Genomic DNA, 15,819 nt, shown 5'->3' with positions numbered 1-15,819 from the left:
ATGACCGACGTACGCCGTTGGATCTGGCTGGGCGCTGCCTTGCTTGTCGCCGTGCTGCTTTATAGCCTGCACAACATTCTCACTCCGTTTCTGGTCGGCATTCTGCTGGCTTACCTGGCCGACCCGCTGGTCGATCGCCTCGAGCGCCTGGGGCTGTCGCGCACCTGGGGCGTGATCGTGGTGTTCGGCTTGTTCACCCTGCTGTTGCTGGCCCTGCTGCTGGTGCTGGTGCCGCTGCTGGCCAAGCAACTGTTGCGCCTCTACGAGCTGGCGCCACAAATGCTCGACTGGCTTGAGCACGTGGCGTTGCCCTGGGTGCAGAGCCGCCTGGGTCTGGCTGACGGCTTCTGGAAATTCGACCGGATCAAGGCCGCCATCGGCAGCCACATGGGCCAGACCACCGACATGGTCGGCGTGCTGCTGTCGCATGCCACCGCCTCGGGCCTGGCGCTGATGGCCTGGTTGGCCAACATGGTGCTGATCCCGGTGGTGGGCTTCTATCTGCTGCGTGACTGGGACCTGATGATGGCCAAGCTGCGCAGCCTGCTACCGCGCCAGCGCGAGCCGCAAGTGATGGGCCTGGCCGGGGAATGCCATGAAGTGCTGGGTGCTTTCGTTCGCGGGCAGTTGATGGTGATGGTCGCCCTCGGCGTCATCTATTCGGCCGGGCTGATGCTGGTGGGGCTGGAGCTGGGGCTGCTGATCGGCATGCTTGCCGGGCTGGCGGCCATCGTGCCGTACATGGGGTTCGTCATCGGTATCGGTGCGGCGCTGGTGGCTGGCCTGTTCCAGTTCGGCGGCGACTTGTACCCGATGCTGGGCATCGTTGCGGTGTTCATGCTTGGCCAGGCGCTGGAAGGCATGGTGCTGACGCCGTTGCTGGTGGGGGACCGCATCGGCCTGCACCCGGTGGCGGTGATCTTCGCCATCCTGGCCGGCGGTGAGCTGTTCGGCTTTACCGGTGTGTTGCTGGCGCTGCCGGTGGCGGCGGTGATCATGGTGCTGCTACGGCATGTGCACGACCTGTACAAGGAATCGGACATGTATGCCGGGGGCGTCGACCCGGAGCTTTGATGCCAGGCTGCTCGTGCACGGCGTGCAAGCCTTGCTTGCACGCAACTCCTTGATTTTGCTTGTGCTATCCGCTGCCGTGATTGTGCGCCCCGCGCTGCGGGTATAGACTTTGCAGATTGTTCACCAAAGGCCCCCCTGCGGTCCTGCGACCGCCCGCGAGCATGAAACCACCGATCCAGTTGCCCCTGGGTGTGCGCCTGCGCGATGACGCCACCTTCATCAACTACTATCCGGGCGCCAATGCTGCGGCATTGGGCTACGTCGAGCGGCTATGCGAAGCCGACGCCGGCTGGACCGAAAGCCTTATCTACCTGTGGGGCAAGCAGGGTGTTGGCCGTAGCCACTTGCTGCAGGCTGCCACCCACCGCTTCCAGCAACGCGGCGAGCCTGCCGTGTACCTGCCGCTGGCGCAATTGCTCGACCGTGGCGTCGAACTGCTCGATTACCTGGCTCAGTACGAGCTGGTGTGCATCGACGACCTGCACGTGATCGCCGGCAAGGCCGACTGGGAAGAGGCCATGTTCCACCTGTTCAACCGCCTGCGTGACAGCGGCCGGCGGCTGCTGCTGGCGGCCTCGGCGTCGCCGCGCGAATTGCCAATCAAGCTGCCGGACCTGAAATCGCGGCTGACCCTCGCGCTGGTGTTCCAGATGCGTGGCCTGTCCGACGAAGACAAGCTGCGCGCCCTGCAATTGCGTGCTTCGCGCCGTGGCCTGCATCTGACCGACGAAGTCGGTCATTTCATCCTTACCCGCGGTGCACGCAGCATGAGTGCCCTGTTCGACCTGCTCGAACGCCTCGACCAGGCCTCGTTGCAGGCACAGCGCAAGCTCACCATCCCGTTCCTCAAGGAAACACTCGGCTGGTAAGTGCCGAAAACGCTGGGCCAGAGCGGCAAAACAAAAAAGTCACATCTTTTTCGATAAAATTTGCAAATGGCCATGATAGAGGGCATAGTTTCACCCTTCTAAAGGATTACAGACACGGTCGTGCCCATGCTGAAGCGCTTCGCACCCCTCGTGCCACTCGCACTCGTGACCCTGCTTTTTGGCTGTGCGGCCCATGGCCCGGCTTCTCAATCCGAGCAGCAGCCCCAGGATCACACCCCGATCGCCGCAGAATCGGCGTTCAAGGCCAAAGCCTCGTCCTCGTCGGTGTTCGGCGAGCCGGAAGAGCTGGCCACCGAAGATGACCTGGAGGCGTTCTCCAGCAGCAAGCCTTATCAGTTGCCAGTCTTGGCTGACAGCATTCTCGAGCGTGGTATGTCGCTGATCGGCACCCGCTACCGCTTCGGCGGCACCTCGGAGAAGTCCGGCTTCGATTGCAGTGGTTTCATTGGCTACCTGTTCCGCGAAGAGGCGGGTGTGACCCTGCCGCGCTCGACGCGTGAAATGATCAACGTCGATGCCCCGAAAGTGGCGCGCAACAAGCTCAAGCCGGGCGACTTGCTGTTCTTCAGCACCAACGGCCGCGGCCGCGTCAGCCATGCCGGCATCTATCTGGGTGACAACCAGTTCATCCACTCCAGCAGCCGCCGCAGCGGTGGCGTGCGCATCGACAGCCTCGGTGATCGCTACTGGAGCAAGACCTTCATCGAAGCCAAGCGTGCCTTGGCCATGGCGCCGACCAATATCGCGCGCAACTGATAGCAAAATGATGTACCCTGCGCGGCGGCGATGCTTTGAAAAAAAGCTCGCCGCCGTGCGCATTTATAGAAAGCGTCTAATCTAATTTCTCAACTCTTTTCGGCTGCGGCCCCGCGACCTCAGACAGGATGTTCTGGCCATGGTAAAAATGGCGCGCTTCGCATTGATCTCCCTGGCAGCCTTGCTGGCTGCCTGCTCCAGCCGCGCGCCTGCGCCGGCCCCTGTGGTACAGCCACAGGTCACCTACAGTCAGCCCAGCCCATCGCCAATCGCCGACGACGTGTTGATGCGTGCCATCGGCCTGGTGGGCACGCCTTATCGCTGGGGCGGCAATACACCGGATTCCGGCTTCGACTGCAGTGGCTTGATCAAGTATGTCTACCGGGATGCGGCTGGCATCAGCTTGCCGCGTTCGACGCGAGAGATGATTGTCATGCGTGCGCCGACAGTGGATGCCGGGTCGCTGCAGTCCGGTGACCTGGTGTTTTTTGCCACCGGCGGTGGTTCGCAGGTCAGCCATGCCGGCATCTATGTCGGTGAGGGGCGCTTCGTGCATGCGCCTTCCACAGGCGGCACGGTGCGCCTGGACTACCTGTCGAACAGCTACTGGGCCAAGGCCTACCTGCAGGCCAAGCGGGTGATCCCTTCAGGGCACCTGGCGCAGAATCCGTGAATGCCAGCCTGGCGCAGACCCTGTGGGGGGGCGCCGGGCGCTAGCGGTAGTCCACCGCGGCAAGGCTCATCGGGCCTTGCTCACCCGCCAGATCACATTGCCGACATCATCGGCTACCAGCACTCCGCCGCGGCCATCATTGATCACCCCTACCGGACGCCCCATGGCTTCGCCCCGGGCATTGAGAAACCCGGTGAGCAGGTCCACGGGTTGGCCCGAGGGTTTTCCTGCGGCGTCGAACGGCACGAAAATCACCTTGTAGCCGCTGTGCGGCTTGCGGTTCCACGAGCCGTGCTGACCGACCAATGCGCCCTGTTCGAAGGGCGCTGGTAGCCCACCTGGCTCGGCGAATGCCAGCCCCAGCGACGCCGTGTGTGGGCCCACGGCATAGTCGGGTGCCAACGCCCGGGCCACCTTGTCAGGGTCAGGTGGTTGCACACGCTCGTCCACGTGTTGGCCGTAGTAGCTGTAGGGCCAGCCGTAGAAGCCGCCTTCCTTCACCGAAGTGATGTAGTCCGGTACGAGGTCGCTGCCGATCTCGTCACGCTCGTTGACCGCTGTCCACAAGGCGCCGCTGTGTGGTTCCCAGGCCAACCCGTTGGGGTTGCGCAAGCCGGTGGCGAATAGTCGGTAATGGCCACTGGCAGGGTCCACTTCCCAGATCGCGGCACGGTCCTGCTCCTTGTCCAGGCCGTTCTCACCCACGTTGCTGTTGGAGCCCACCGTCACATAGAGCTTCTTGCCGTCGGGGCTGGCGATCACATTCTTGGTCCAGTGGTGATTGAGCGGGCCGGCGGGCAGTTCGACTACCCGCTGCCCTTCGCCGCGCAATTGCATCGCTCCTGGCTCGTAGTGATAGCGCAGCAGTTTGTCCGTGTCGGCGATGTACAGGTCCTTGCCGACCAGGGCCATGCCGAAAGGGGACTCAAGCCCTTCGATGAAGGCGGTGCGTATTTCAGCTACACCATCATGGTCGGCATCACGCAGCAGGGTGATGCGATTGGCGCTGGGTACAGCCGCACCTGCGCGTTTCATCACTTTTTTCATGACCCAGCCGCGAATGCCTCTGTCGTCCTCCGGTTTGGCCGGCGCGTTGGTTTCGGCCACCAGAACATCGCCGTTGGGCAGCAGGTAGAGCCAGCGTGGGTGATCGAGGCCTTTGGCATAAGCGGCCACCTGGGTGCCGGGAGCCGACCGGGGTTTGGCGTCCGGTGGCCAACCGACGGCTGGGGCGATATTCACCGTAGGGATCCACGTGCTGTCGGGGGGCGGCAGGTGAGGGGCCGGGCCTGTACCTTGGTCGATTCCCAGATGGGCGGTTTCGCCACAGCCGGCCAGGCACGCGCCTAACGCGTAGGTGAGCATGAAGCCGGTGCGGTTCATGAGCGCAGTCCTCCGACGTGGGTCTTTGGAATTCAGAGCCTGCCGTGCCAGCAGAGGTTCAGTCACCGCGATGCAGATGCACAGCTACCCGCTTCGATTGACGCTCCCGGTGCAACCCTCTAACCTTCGCGCGTGTTTCAGGTGTCCTGCCAGCGCTGTCTGGGCGGGGTGAAACTGGGAAGCCGGTGGGCGCCAGCAAGGTGCGATTCCGGCGCTGCCCCCGCAACGGTAGGTGAGACGCGGCCGCGCAGGGCCACTGGGTGCCGGCACCCGGGAAGGCGCGCAGGCTCGGGCAAAGGCCCGCTCACAAGCCCGGAGACCGGCCTGATACTGCCAACGGCATCACGGAGGGTGATGCGCGGTGCACCGTGGCTCGCGGCCATGGCCTCTGCGCGTTCTCCGTCTGCCCGCCTATTACCTGTCGTCGCGCGTTGCCGTGGCGCCAGCCAGCGGAGAACCCTGATGAGCGAGTCCACCGAACGCGACGAACGCCACCTGGCGCGCATGCAGCGCAAGAAAGCGATCATCGACGAACGTATCGCCAATTCCCCCAACGAATGCGGCCTGCTGCTGGTGCTGACCGGCAATGGCAAGGGCAAGAGCAGCTCGGCCTTTGGCATGCTCGCGCGCGCCCTGGGGCATGGCATGCAGTGCGGTGTGGTGCAGTTCATCAAGGGCCGCAACAGCACCGGCGAAGAGCTGTTCTTTCGTCGCTTCCCGGAGCAGGTGCGCTACCACGTGATGGGCGAGGGCTTTACCTGGGAAACCCAGGACCGCCAGCGTGACATTGCCGCGGCAGAAGCGGCCTGGGCCGTGTCGCGCCAGTTGCTGCAGGACCCTGGCGTACAGTTCGTGGTCCTCGATGAGCTGAATATCGCCCTCAAGCATGGCTACCTCGACCTTGACCAGGTGCTGGCCGATATCCAGGCGCGCCCGCCGATGCAGCATGTGATCGTCACTGGCCGCGCCGCCAAGCCTGAAATGATCGAGCTGGCCGACACCGTGACCGAGATGGGCATGCTCAAGCACGCGTTCCAGGCCGGTATCCGCGCACAGAAGGGCGTCGAACTGTGAGCCAGCCGCGTCATTGCCCTGCCGTATTGATTGCGGCACCGGCCTCCGGCCAGGGCAAGACCACCGTTACCGCCGCCCTGGCCCGCCTGCACCGCAACCTCGGGCGCAAGGTGCTGGTGTTCAAGTGCGGGCCGGACTTTCTCGACCCGATGATCCTCGAACGGGCCAGTGGTGCGCCGGTGTACCAGCTCGACTTGTGGATGATCGGCGCCGAGGAAAGCCGCCGGTTGCTCTGGGACGCTGCCGGCGAGGCCGATCTGATCCTGATCGAAGGGGTGATGGGGCTGTTCGACGGTACCCCGTCCAGCGCCGACCTGGCCCGCCATTTCGGCGTACCGGTGCTGGCGGTGATCGATGGCACGGCCATGGCGCAGACCTTCGGTGCCCTGGCCTTGGGCCTGGCGCGCTACCAGCCCGACCTGCCGTTCGCCGGCGTGCTGGCCAACCGGGTGGGCAGCCTGCGCCACGCGCAACTGCTGGAAGGAAGCCTGACCGAAGGTCTGCGCTGGTATGGCGGGTTGTCCCGCGAGCGCGGCATCGAGCTGCCCAGCCGCCATCTGGGGCTGGTGCAGGCCAGCGAACTGAACGACCTGGATGCACGCCTGGACGCCGCCGCCGAGGCACTCGGTGCGAGCTGCGACGCTGCCTTGCCACCGCCGGTGGCGTTTGCCGAGCCTGTCCCAGAAACCTGCGCCACGCCGCTGGCCGGTGTGCGGATCGGCGTGGCGCGGGACGAGGCGTTTGCCTTCATCTATGGCGCCAATCTTGACCTGTTGCGCACGCTTGGCGCGCACCTGGAGTTCTTCTCGCCATTGCACGACTGCGCATTGCCTGCGGTGGATAGCCTGTACCTGCCGGGTGGTTATCCTGAACTGCACCACCACGCGCTCGCCGCCAATGTGCCGATGAACGAAGCGATCCGGGCTCATCACGCCCAGGGCAAGCCCTTGCTGGCCGAGTGCGGCGGCATGCTTTACCTGCTCGATGCCTTGACCGACGTGGCGGGCGTGCGGGCCGAGCTGCTCGGCCTGTTGCCAGGCGAGGCGACCATGCAAAAGCGCCTGGCGGCCCTGGCGTTGCAGGCCGTGGAGTTACCTGAAGGCACCTTGCGCGGGCACACCTATCACCATTCGCTGACCACCACCGCGCTGGAGCCGATCGCCCGGGGCCTGAGCCCCAATGGCGGGCGTGGCAACGAAGCGGTGTACCGCCTGGGACGGCTGACGGCTTCCTACGTGCACTTCTACTTTCCTTCCAACCCGGATGCGGTGGCGGCGTTGTTGCGACCATGAGCGAACATGCATACAGCGACGCCGAGCGCGCCGCGATCTACCGCGCCATCGGCGAGCGCCGGGACATGCGCCATTTCGCCGCTGGCGAGGTGGCGCCGGAGCTGCTCGGCCGCCTGCTGGCCGCTGCGCACCAGGCGCCCAGCGTAGGCCTGATGCAACCTTGGCGATTCATCCGTATCAGCCGGCGTGACCTGCGCGCGCAGATCCAGGCGTTGGTGGAAAGCGAACGGGTGCGAACTGCCGAGGCCCTGGGGGAGCGCTCCGATGCCTTCATGAAACTGAAGGTGGAAGGTATCAACGACTGCGCCGAATTGCTGGTGGCCGCCCTGATGGACAACCGCGAAGCCCATATTTTCGGCCGCCGCACCCTGCCGGAAATGGACCTGGCCTCGCTGGCCTGCGCTATCCAGAACCTGTGGCTGGCGGCCCGTGGCGAAGGGCTGGGCATGGGCTGGGTGTCGCTGTTCGACCCGCAGGCCTTGGCTACGCTGCTGGGCATGCCGACCGGAGCCAAGCCGGTGGCGGTACTGTGCCTGGGCCCGGTGACCGAGTTCTACCCGCAACCGATGCTGGTGCTGGAAAACTGGGCTGAGGAACGGCCCTTGAGCGAAATGCTGTTCGAGAACCAATGGGGAGAGCGCCAATGAGCGTGGCCTTGCTGACCGTGGCCGGGGTGGCCCTGGATGCCTTGCTGGGCGAGCCGCAGCGGCGTCACCCACTGGTGGCGTTCGGCAACATGGCCGGCAACCTCGAACGCCGCCTGAATGCCGGCGGGCGCGGCTGGCGCAGCCACGGTGTGAGCGCGTGGTTCCTGGCGGTGGTCCCGTTGACCCTGGTGGCCCTTGTCCTGTCCTGGTTGCCGTACATCGGCTGGCTGGTCGACGTGCTGGCGCTGTATTGCGCCGTCGGCCTGCGCAGCCTGGGCGAGCACGTGCTGCCGGTCGCCAATGCCTTGCGCCAGGGCGATCTGGAAGAAGCGCGACGCCGCGTCGGTTTCCTGGTCAGCCGCGAAACCCGCGAGCTGGACGAGCCCGCCGTGGCCCGGGCGGCCACCGAATCGGTGCTGGAAAACGGCAGCGATGCGGTGTTCGCCGCACTGTTCTGGTTCGTCGTGGCCGGCGCGCCGGGCGTGGTGCTGTATCGCCTGAGCAACACGCTCGACGCCATGTGGGGCTATCGCAATGAGCGTTTCGAACGCTTCGGCTGGTGCGCGGCGCGTGTCGACGACGTGCTCAACTATATTCCCGCCAGGCTGGTGGCGCTGACCTATGCACTGCTGGGCAAGACCCGCCTGGCCCTGGCCTGCTGGCGCCAGCAAGGCCCGCTGTGGGACAGCCCCAACGCCGGCCCGGTGATGGCCGCCGGTGCGGGCGCGCTGGGGGTGGAACTGGGGGGCGCGGCGGTGTACCACGGTGAGCTGCATGAGCGACCGCGCCTGGGGCAAGGGCCAATGGCCGATGCCGAGGCCATCGAGCGTGGCTGGGGGCTGGTGCAGCGCGGTGTGTGGCTGTGGTTGCTGGTGATCTGCCTGGGGGCTTACATCAATGCTTGAACATGGGGGCCGCCTGCTGCGTGCGGTGCAGCAATATGGTATCGCCCGCGAACAGTGGCTGGACCTGTCCAGCGGCATTGCGCCGTGGTCTTTTCCGATCCCGCCGATTCCGCTGGAGGCCTGGGCTCGCCTGCCGGAAACCGGGGACGGCCTGGAACAGGCTGCGTGCGCGTACTACGGCGCCCGCCAATTGCTGCCGGTAGCCGGTTCGCAGGCGGCGATCCAGGCCCTGCCGTTGCTCCGCTCAGCGTGCCGTGTGGGCGTGCTCGCACCGTGCTATGCCGAGCACCCGTACGCCTGGCAGCGGGCTGGGCACCAGTTGCTGGAGCTGGACGACACCAAGGTCGAGGCGACGCTGGACAGCCTCGACGTGCTGGTGCTGGTCAACCCGAACAACCCAACCGGCCGCCGGGTGTCGCCTGAACGCCTGCTGGCGTGGCATGCGCGCCTGGCCGCCCGCGGTGGCTGGCTGCTGGTCGACGAAGCGTTCATGGACAACACCCCGGCCGACAGCGTGATCGGCCATGCCGAGCGCCCGGGCCTTGTCGTGCTGCGCTCGTTCGGCAAGTTCTTCGGCCTGGCCGGCGTGCGCCTGGGCTTCGTCGCCGCCGAGCGCAGCCTGCTGCTGCGCCTGGCCGAGTTGCTCGGCCCGTGGACCGTCAACGGCCCGACCCGGGTACTGGCTCAGGCCAGCCTGGCCGACCATGCCCGCCAACGCATGCAGGCTGAGCGCTGCGCCGCTGCCAGCCAGCGGCTGGCCGTGCTGCTGGACCGCGCTGGCCTGACGCCCAGCGGCGGTTGCGAGCTGTTCCAGTACGTGCGCTGCGAGCATGCTGCGCAACTGCATGATTTTCTCGCCCGCCGTGGCATCCTGGTACGCCTGTTCGAACAGCCGCCGGCGCTACGCCTGGGGCTGCCTGCCTGTGAAGCAGATGAACTGCGCCTGGCCCAGGCCCTGGCCGCCTATCAGAAGGAAACGGCATGACCACCCTCATGGTGCAAGGCACCACCTCCGACGCGGGCAAGAGCACACTGGTGACTGCGCTTTGCCGCTGGCTGTTGCGCCAAGGTGTCGGGGTGGTGCCGTTCAAGCCGCAGAACATGGCGCTGAACAGCGCAGTGACCGCCGACGGCGGTGAAATCGGCCGGGCCCAGGCAGTGCAGGCCCAGGCCTGCCGGCTGGAACCGCACACCGACATGAACCCGGTGCTGCTCAAACCCAACAGCGACACTGGCGCCCAGGTCATCATCCATGGGCGTGCCGTCACCAGCATGAACGCGGTGGCCTATCACGACTACAAGGCCATCGCCATGCAGGCGGTGCTGGCGTCGCACCAACGCCTGAGCGCTGCCTGGCCAGTGGTGATGGTCGAGGGCGCGGGTTCGCCGGCGGAAATCAACCTGCGTGCCGGCGACATTGCCAACATGGGCTTTGCCGAAGCGGTGGACTGCCCGGTGATCCTGGTCGCCGACATCAACCGCGGCGGCGTGTTTGCCCACCTGGTGGGCACGCTGGAGTTGCTGTCGCCCAGCGAGCAGGCGCGGGTCAAGGGCTTCGTCATCAACCGCTTCCGGGGCGACATCGCCTTGCTGCAGCCCGGGCTGGACTGGCTGGAGCAGCGCACCGGCAAACCGGTGCTGGGTGTACTGCCCTATGTCAGCGACCTGCACCTGGAAGCCGAGGACGGCATCGATGCACGCCAGGGAGCCAAGGCCGGCCGCGTGCTCAAGGTAATCGTCCCGGTACTGCCACGCATCAGCAACCACACCGACTTCGACCCGCTGCGCCTGCACCCGCAGGTCGACCTGCAGTTCATCAGCCCGGGCCAGCCGATCCCGGCTGCCGACCTGATCATCCTGCCGGGCTCGAAAAGCGTGCGCGGCGACCTGGCTCAGCTGCGCGAACGCGGCTGGGACAAGGCCATCGCGCGGCACCTGCGCTATGGAGGCAAGCTGATCGGAATTTGCGGCGGCCTGCAGATGCTTGGCCGGGAAGTGCATGACCCGCTCGGTCTCGAAGGCGCTGCCGGCTCGAGCCCCGGGCTTGGGCTGTTCGACTACGTCACGGTGCTCGAAGCCGACAAGCAACTACGCAACGTTGCTGGCACGCTGACGCTTGAAGGCGTCCCGCTTGCCGGTTATGAAATTCACGCCGGCGTCACCAGCGGGCCTGCCCTGGAGCAGCCTGCGGTGCAGCTTGCCGATGGCCGTTGCGATGGTGCTGTCAGTGCCGACGGCCAGGTGCTGGCCACTTACCTGCACGGCCTGTTCGAAGGCAGCCAGTCGTGCGCGGCGCTGCTGCGCTGGGCTGGCCTGGAGGAGGTGCAGAGCATCGATTACCAGGCCCTGCGCGAACGCGATATCGAGCGCCTGGCCGACCTGGTGGAAAACCACCTGGACACCGCGCGCCTGCGCCAGCTGTGTGGAGTGGCCTGACATGCGTAACCTGATCCTCGGCGGTGCCCGCTCCGGCAAGAGCCGCCTGGCCGAACAACTGGCCAGCGCCAGTGGCCTGCCTGTGACGTACATCGCCACCAGCCAGCCGCTGGACGGTGAAATGAATACCCGTGTGCAGTTGCACCGCCAGCGGCGCCCGGCAGACTGGGGCCTGATCGAAGAGCCGCTGGCCCTGGCCGCCGTGCTGCGCGCCGAAGCGGCCGAAGGGCGCTGCCTGCTGGTGGATTGCCTGACCTTGTGGCTGACCAACCTGCTGATGCTCGAAGACGACCAGCGCCTGGCCGAGGAGCGTGATGCGCTGCTGGCCTGCCTGGAGCAACTGCCGGGCACTGTCATCCTGGTCAGTAACGAAACCGGCCTGGGCGTCGTGCCCATGGGCGAGCTGACCCGGCGCTATGTCGACCTGGCCGGCTGGTTGCACCAGGCCGTGGCCGAACGCTGCCAGCGCGTGGTGCTGACCGTGGCTGGCCTGCCCCTAATGCTCAAAGGACCTGCACTATGACTCAAGCCTGGTGGCGTGACGCCTGCCAACCCCTCGACAACGCCGCCATGGACCAGGCCCGCGCCCGTCAGCAACAGTTGACCAAACCCGCCGGTTCACTCGGCCAGCTGGAAAGCCTGGCCATTCAGCTGGCTGGCCTGCAGGGGCGCGAAAAGCCAAGCCTGGACCAGCTTGCCATCAGCCTGTTTGCCGGCGACCACGGCGTGGTCGAAGAGGGCATCTCGGCCTACCCGCAAGCGGTGACCGGGCAGATGCTGCGCAACTTCGTCAACGGCGGCGCGGCAATCAGCGTGCTGGCGCGCCAGCTTCAGGCCAGGCTGGAAGTGGTCGACCTGGGTACCATCGACCCGCATCTGCAGCTGCCTGACGTGCGCCATCTGCGTTTGGGTGCCGGCACGGCCAACTTCGCCCGCCAGCCGGCGATGACCGATGAGCAGTTGCAGGCGGCACTGCAGGCCGGTCGCGACAGCGCCCTGCGCGCTGCCGAACAGGGCGCACAACTGTTCATTGGTGGCGAGATGGGCATTGGCAACACCACCGCCGCCGCAGCCCTGGCCAGCGTGCTGCTGGGCTGCCCGGCTATCGAGCTGAGCGGCCCGGGCACCGGCCTGGATGACGCCGGTGTGCGGCACAAGGCCGAGGTCATCGAGCGGGCGCTGCGCCTGCACGGCCTGCGCGCCGAAGCGCCATTGCGGGCGCTGGGTTGTGTAGGCGGCTTTGAGATCGCCGCGTTGGCGGGGGCCTACCTGGGCTGCGCGCAGGCGGGTATCGCGGTGCTGGTGGACGGTTTCATCTGCAGCGTCGCCGCGCTGCTGGCGGTGCGCCTGAACCCGCAGTGCCGGGCCTGGCTGCTGTTCGCCCACCAGGGCGCGGAGCCTGGGCACAAGGCGGTGCTGGCGGCCTTGCAGGCCGAACCGTTGCTGGCTTTGGGCCTGCGCCTGGGCGAGGGCAGTGGTGCGGCCCTGGCGGTGCCGTTGTTGCGCCTGGCCTGTGCCCTGCACGGGCAGATGGCGACCTTTGCCGAAGCCGCCGTGGCAGACCGCCCGGCATGATCCTCGATTTGCTGCGCCATGGTGAAACAGAACACGGCGGCTTGCGTGGCAGCCTCGACGATGCCCTGACCGACAAGGGCTGGGCGCAGATGCGCAGTGCCGTGGCCGAAGCCGGTCCGTGGCAGGTGCTGGTCAGTTCGCCGCTGCAGCGTTGTGCGCGTTTTGCCGATGAGCTGGGGGCACGCTTGAACCTGCCGGTGCAGCTTGAACCGGCCCTGCAGGAGCTGCATTTCGGTGACTGGGAAGGCCGCAGCGCGGCGCAGATCATGGAACAACAGGCGGATGCACTGGGGCGCTTCTGGGCAGACCCGTACGGGTTTACCCCGCCCAATGGCGAGCCGGTCGCGGCGTTTGCCGAGCGTGTATTGGCGGCTGTCGAGCGCCTGCGCCATCAGCATGCCGGCAAGCAGGTACTGCTGATCACTCATGGCGGGGTGATGCGGCTGTTGCTGGCCCGTGCCCGTGGCCTGCCAAGGGCCCAACTGCTGCAGGTAGAGGTCGGCCACGCTGCATTGATGCGGCTGCTGCCGGGTGATGACGGCCACTGGGTCGAAGGGCGCTGAGATGTTACCGTTCTGGATTGCCTTGCAGTTTCTCAGCAGCTTGCCGGTGCGTCTGCCGGGCATGCCGGCACCGCGTGAAATGGGGCGTTCGCTGTTGTGCTACCCGCTGGTAGGGTTGCTGTTCGGCCTGTTGCTGTGGCTGGCCAGCCACCTGCTGCAGGCGACCCCGGCACCGCTGCATGCAGCTTTGCTGCTGACATTGTGGGTGCTGCTCAGCGGTGCCTTGCACCTGGATGGGCTGGCTGACAGCGCCGATGCCTGGTTGGGCGGTTTCGGCGACCGCGAACGTACCCTGCAGATCATGAAAGACCCGCGCAGCGGGCCGATTGCCGTGGTCACCCTGGTCCTGGTGCTATTGCTGAAGTTCTGTGCCCTGTGGGTACTGGTCGAGCAGGGTAGCGGGGCGCAGTTGCTGCTGGCACCGCTGATCGGGCGGGCGGCGATGCTCGGGTTGTTCCTGAGTACGCCCTACGTGCGCCCAGGCGGCCTGGGGCAGGCGCTGGCCGAGCATCTGCCTCGGGCTGCGGCCGGTTGGGTGCTGCTGGGCTGTGCGCTCTTCTGCCTGGTGCTGGGTGGGTGGATCGTGGTGCTGGCGCTGGCTGTTTTCGGCTGGCTGCGGCAACTGATGTCTCAGCGTCTCGGTGGAACCACCGGGGATACTGCTGGCGCCTTGCTGGAGCTGCTCGAACTGGGCGTAGTAGTGGGATTGGCGTTGGGCCTTTAAGTAATGCGCAAGACCTTTCTGTAGGCGGTTTCTGATCGGAACGTGACGGTAACTTTCCGAAAATACTTCGCAAAAAGTCCCTATCGTCACTGGCGTATGCTCGACCCTCCAACCAACGAACGAGGAGGGTTCGCATGCGTCAAATCATTCTTGCGGTTGTTTTGTTGGTCATCGGGCCTGTTGTAGGCGCAGCGGATCTCATTGCGTTCTGGAACACCCCGCGCCACGGTGGCAACAGCTTCAACCGGCTGCCTCCCGATCAGGCCTACTTCGATGCCTTGCGCGGCTATGGCGCGACCTGGGTGCGGCTGTCCTACGACAAATGGCAACCGGCGGGGCGTGACTTTCTGCTTGGCGATGCCGATGCCTATCAAGGCCTGCCGGCGGCTGACCTGGCCACGCTGCGCGCCACGCTTGACCGAGCCCACCAGGCCGGGCTCAAGGTGGTCATCGCACCGCTCTCGCTACCCGGCATGCGCTGGTCGCAAAACAACCAGGGCCGGTTCGACGACCGCTTGTGGCAGGACAAGCGCTACTGGTTGCAGGCTGCCGCTTTCTGGCGCGATATGGCCCGCGAGCTGAAGGGCCATCCGGCCATCGCGGCCTACAACCTGATCAATGAACCCGCGCCGGAGAAGGAGGGTGGCCTGGCCGAGCATGCCGACGCCAGGCAAATGCAGCGGTGGTACGCGCGAGCGCAGGGTAGCGCGCGCGATCTGCCGGCGCTGTATCAACAACTGATCGCAGCCATTCGTGAGGAAGACGCCGAGACACCGGTCATGGTCGATGCTGGTTGGTTTGCTGCCGCCGACGCCTTTGATTACTGGCCAGCCCCACTGGATGACCAGCGGGTGCTGTACAGCGTGCACATGTACGAACCCTACGCGGTTACCAGTGCGCCGAACATGACGCGCAAACAGCCTATGGCTTACCCCGGCCCGGCTCCGTTCGCAGGGCAGACCCAGCAGTGGGATGGTCAGCGGGTGGCACGCTACCTGCGCCAACCGCTCGATTGGGCCGAAGCCATGAAGGTGCCGCGCGAGCGCCTGGTGGTGGCTGAGTTTGGCTGCATGCGCAGGTTGCCGGGGTGCCGGCAATACCTGGAAGACGTGCTCGGCGTGCTGGAGCGCAACCGCTTGCACTGGGCGTTCTACAGTTTTCGGGAAGACAGCTGGGATGGCATGGACTACGAACTGGGCTCAGCCAAGGTCCCTTGGCGTTACTGGCAAGCGATCGAAGAGGGGGCTGCGGACCCGTTGCCGCGCAAGGCCACCGTGGAATTCGAGCCGATCCGCAAGCGTTTGAACCCGGATTGAGATCGTCAGTCGGTCACGAAATATCTTGCAACGCTCTGTATGCGGGTATATACACGTATCCATGCTGACCAGTGAATGTATCTGTACCCATCTGCGTCGCGCCGCCCGTGGGGTGAGCCGACATTACGACGAGGCCCTCGCCGGCTTCGGAGTCAATGTTGCGCAGTTTTCCCTGTTGCGTCACCTGCAACGGCTCGACCGTCCTAGTATCACCACCTTGGCCGAGGCCATGGGCCTGGAGCGCAGTACCCTGGGTCGCAACCTGCGGGTATTGGAGGCCGAAGGGCTGGTAGCCCTGGCTGATGGCGATGACCAGCGCAACCGCGTTGTGTTGTTGACCGACGCCGCTACGGAGTTGCTGCGTGTCGCCCATCCGGCCTGGGAGCGAGCCCAGGCCGAACTGGTGGAACGCCTGGGGGCAGGGCAGCGGGATGAACTGGTGCGCCTGCTGGGCCTGCTGGCTTGAATTGATACGATCATAAGCGGGTATATACCCGTAAACCCTTGCGAT

At 65.8% G+C, this 15,819-nt stretch carries 17 protein-coding genes and 1 riboswitch; of the genes, 16 read left to right on the top strand and 1 reads right to left on the bottom strand.

Annotated features, from left to right (window positions below; genetic code table 11):
• The 4 genes from QSV36_RS22245 (at position 1) to QSV36_RS22230 (ending at position 3,393) form a co-directional block, all read left to right on the top strand.
• Positions 1-1,074 carry an AI-2E family transporter gene (locus QSV36_RS22245; protein WP_289134495.1) on the top strand — a complete coding sequence of 358 codons (1,074 nt, stop codon included), beginning with the start codon at positions 1-3 and terminating at the stop codon, positions 1,072-1,074.
• Between the two features lie 161 nt (positions 1,075-1,235).
• Positions 1,236-1,943 carry a DnaA regulatory inactivator Hda gene (hda, locus tag QSV36_RS22240; RefSeq protein ID WP_003252443.1) on the top strand — a complete coding sequence of 236 codons (708 nt, stop codon included), beginning with the start codon at positions 1,236-1,238 and terminating at the stop codon, positions 1,941-1,943.
• Between the two features lie 126 nt (positions 1,944-2,069).
• Positions 2,070-2,720, top strand: coding sequence for a C40 family peptidase (locus tag QSV36_RS22235; protein ID WP_289134493.1), 651 nt, complete (start codon positions 2,070-2,072; stop codon positions 2,718-2,720).
• A 139-nt stretch (positions 2,721-2,859) separates the two neighbouring features.
• Positions 2,860-3,393, top strand: coding sequence for a C40 family peptidase (locus QSV36_RS22230; protein WP_289134491.1), 534 nt, complete (start codon positions 2,860-2,862; stop codon positions 3,391-3,393).
• A gap of 66 nt (positions 3,394-3,459) precedes the next feature.
• Here the strand turns inward: QSV36_RS22230 and QSV36_RS22225 are convergent, their stop codons facing one another.
• Positions 3,460-4,776 carry a PQQ-dependent sugar dehydrogenase gene (locus QSV36_RS22225; protein ID WP_289134490.1) on the bottom strand — a complete coding sequence of 439 codons (1,317 nt, stop codon included), beginning with the start codon at positions 4,774-4,776 and terminating at the stop codon, positions 3,460-3,462.
• A gap of 122 nt (positions 4,777-4,898) precedes the next feature.
• Positions 4,899-5,118, top strand: a riboswitch (cobalamin riboswitch).
• 120 nt (positions 5,119-5,238) lie between these two features.
• Between QSV36_RS22225 and cobO the strand changes: the two genes are divergently transcribed.
• The 12 genes from cobO (at position 5,239) to QSV36_RS22165 (ending at position 15,774) form a co-directional block, all read left to right on the top strand.
• Positions 5,239-5,850 (top strand): cob(I)yrinic acid a,c-diamide adenosyltransferase, encoded by a 612-nt coding sequence (gene cobO / locus QSV36_RS22220; protein ID WP_186679068.1) that lies wholly within the window; start codon positions 5,239-5,241, stop codon positions 5,848-5,850.
• Positions 5,847-7,142, top strand: coding sequence for a cobyrinic acid a,c-diamide synthase CobB (locus tag QSV36_RS22215; protein WP_289134489.1), 1,296 nt, complete (start codon positions 5,847-5,849; stop codon positions 7,140-7,142). Before cobO ends, QSV36_RS22215 begins: the two co-directional genes overlap by 4 nt.
• Positions 7,139-7,789: a 5,6-dimethylbenzimidazole synthase gene (gene bluB, locus QSV36_RS22210; protein ID WP_289134487.1), complete on the top strand. Its 651-nt coding sequence runs from the start codon at positions 7,139-7,141 to the stop codon at positions 7,787-7,789. The genes QSV36_RS22215 and bluB overlap by 4 nt, the downstream gene beginning before the upstream one ends.
• The gene (gene cbiB / locus QSV36_RS22205) at positions 7,786-8,694 is read left to right on the top strand and encodes an adenosylcobinamide-phosphate synthase CbiB (RefSeq protein ID WP_289134485.1); all 909 of its coding nucleotides are present in this window, start codon (positions 7,786-7,788) and stop codon (positions 8,692-8,694) included. Before bluB ends, cbiB begins: the two co-directional genes overlap by 4 nt.
• Positions 8,687-9,679: a threonine-phosphate decarboxylase CobD gene (gene cobD / locus QSV36_RS22200; RefSeq protein ID WP_289134483.1), complete on the top strand. Its 993-nt coding sequence runs from the start codon at positions 8,687-8,689 to the stop codon at positions 9,677-9,679. The genes cbiB and cobD overlap by 8 nt, the downstream gene beginning before the upstream one ends.
• On the top strand, positions 9,676-11,130 hold the full coding sequence (locus QSV36_RS22195) for a cobyric acid synthase (protein WP_289134481.1): 1,455 nt from the start codon (positions 9,676-9,678) through the stop codon (positions 11,128-11,130). Before cobD ends, QSV36_RS22195 begins: the two co-directional genes overlap by 4 nt.
• Position 11,131: 1 nt before the next feature.
• Positions 11,132-11,653: a bifunctional adenosylcobinamide kinase/adenosylcobinamide-phosphate guanylyltransferase gene (gene cobU, locus QSV36_RS22190; RefSeq protein ID WP_289134479.1), complete on the top strand. Its 522-nt coding sequence runs from the start codon at positions 11,132-11,134 to the stop codon at positions 11,651-11,653.
• Positions 11,650-12,705: a nicotinate-nucleotide--dimethylbenzimidazole phosphoribosyltransferase gene (gene cobT, locus QSV36_RS22185; protein WP_289134478.1), complete on the top strand. Its 1,056-nt coding sequence runs from the start codon at positions 11,650-11,652 to the stop codon at positions 12,703-12,705. The genes cobU and cobT overlap by 4 nt, the downstream gene beginning before the upstream one ends.
• A complete protein-coding gene (locus tag QSV36_RS22180) occupies positions 12,702-13,268 on the top strand; it encodes a histidine phosphatase family protein (RefSeq protein ID WP_289134476.1) in 567 nt (188 codons plus the stop codon). Before cobT ends, QSV36_RS22180 begins: the two co-directional genes overlap by 4 nt.
• Position 13,269: 1 nt before the next feature.
• The gene (locus QSV36_RS22175) at positions 13,270-13,992 is read left to right on the top strand and encodes an adenosylcobinamide-GDP ribazoletransferase (protein ID WP_289134474.1); all 723 of its coding nucleotides are present in this window, start codon (positions 13,270-13,272) and stop codon (positions 13,990-13,992) included.
• A gap of 200 nt (positions 13,993-14,192) precedes the next feature.
• Positions 14,193-15,308 carry a glycoside hydrolase family 5 protein gene (locus tag QSV36_RS22170; RefSeq protein WP_289134725.1) on the top strand — a complete coding sequence of 372 codons (1,116 nt, stop codon included), beginning with the start codon at positions 14,193-14,195 and terminating at the stop codon, positions 15,306-15,308.
• A gap of 61 nt (positions 15,309-15,369) precedes the next feature.
• Positions 15,370-15,774 (top strand): MarR family winged helix-turn-helix transcriptional regulator, encoded by a 405-nt coding sequence (locus QSV36_RS22165; RefSeq protein WP_289134472.1) that lies wholly within the window; start codon positions 15,370-15,372, stop codon positions 15,772-15,774.
• The last annotated feature ends 45 nt before the right edge of the window (positions 15,775-15,819 follow it).

This window comes from Pseudomonas sp. BCRC 81390 (genome assembly GCF_030341915.1).
Lineage (GTDB): Bacteria > Pseudomonadota > Gammaproteobacteria > Pseudomonadales > Pseudomonadaceae > Aquipseudomonas.
The sequence above is the reverse complement of the archived record's forward strand: the minus strand, read 5'-3'. Positions and strand labels throughout refer to the sequence as shown.

Excerpts from the sequence above, each read along its gene's own strand:
- QSV36_RS22245 (WP_289134495.1), top strand. The coding sequence starts at position 1 with ATGACCGACGTACGCCGTTGGATCTGGCTGGGCGCTGCCTTGCTTGTC.
- hda (WP_003252443.1), top strand. The coding sequence starts at position 1,236 with ATGAAACCACCGATCCAGTTGCCCCTGGGTGTGCGCCTGCGCGATGAC.
- QSV36_RS22235 (WP_289134493.1), top strand. The coding sequence starts at position 2,070 with ATGCTGAAGCGCTTCGCACCCCTCGTGCCACTCGCACTCGTGACCCTG.
- QSV36_RS22230 (WP_289134491.1), top strand. The coding sequence starts at position 2,860 with ATGGTAAAAATGGCGCGCTTCGCATTGATCTCCCTGGCAGCCTTGCTG.
- QSV36_RS22225 (WP_289134490.1), bottom strand. The coding sequence starts at position 4,776 with ATGAACCGCACCGGCTTCATGCTCACCTACGCGTTAGGCGCGTGCCTG.
- cobO (WP_186679068.1), top strand. The coding sequence starts at position 5,239 with ATGAGCGAGTCCACCGAACGCGACGAACGCCACCTGGCGCGCATGCAG.
- bluB (WP_289134487.1), top strand. The coding sequence starts at position 7,139 with ATGAGCGAACATGCATACAGCGACGCCGAGCGCGCCGCGATCTACCGC.
- cbiB (WP_289134485.1), top strand. The coding sequence starts at position 7,786 with ATGAGCGTGGCCTTGCTGACCGTGGCCGGGGTGGCCCTGGATGCCTTG.
- cobD (WP_289134483.1), top strand. The coding sequence starts at position 8,687 with ATGCTTGAACATGGGGGCCGCCTGCTGCGTGCGGTGCAGCAATATGGT.
- QSV36_RS22195 (WP_289134481.1), top strand. The coding sequence starts at position 9,676 with ATGACCACCCTCATGGTGCAAGGCACCACCTCCGACGCGGGCAAGAGC.
- cobU (WP_289134479.1), top strand. The coding sequence starts at position 11,132 with ATGCGTAACCTGATCCTCGGCGGTGCCCGCTCCGGCAAGAGCCGCCTG.
- cobT (WP_289134478.1), top strand. The coding sequence starts at position 11,650 with ATGACTCAAGCCTGGTGGCGTGACGCCTGCCAACCCCTCGACAACGCC.
- QSV36_RS22180 (WP_289134476.1), top strand. The coding sequence starts at position 12,702 with ATGATCCTCGATTTGCTGCGCCATGGTGAAACAGAACACGGCGGCTTG.
- QSV36_RS22175 (WP_289134474.1), top strand. The coding sequence starts at position 13,270 with ATGTTACCGTTCTGGATTGCCTTGCAGTTTCTCAGCAGCTTGCCGGTG.
- QSV36_RS22165 (WP_289134472.1), top strand. The coding sequence starts at position 15,370 with ATGCTGACCAGTGAATGTATCTGTACCCATCTGCGTCGCGCCGCCCGT.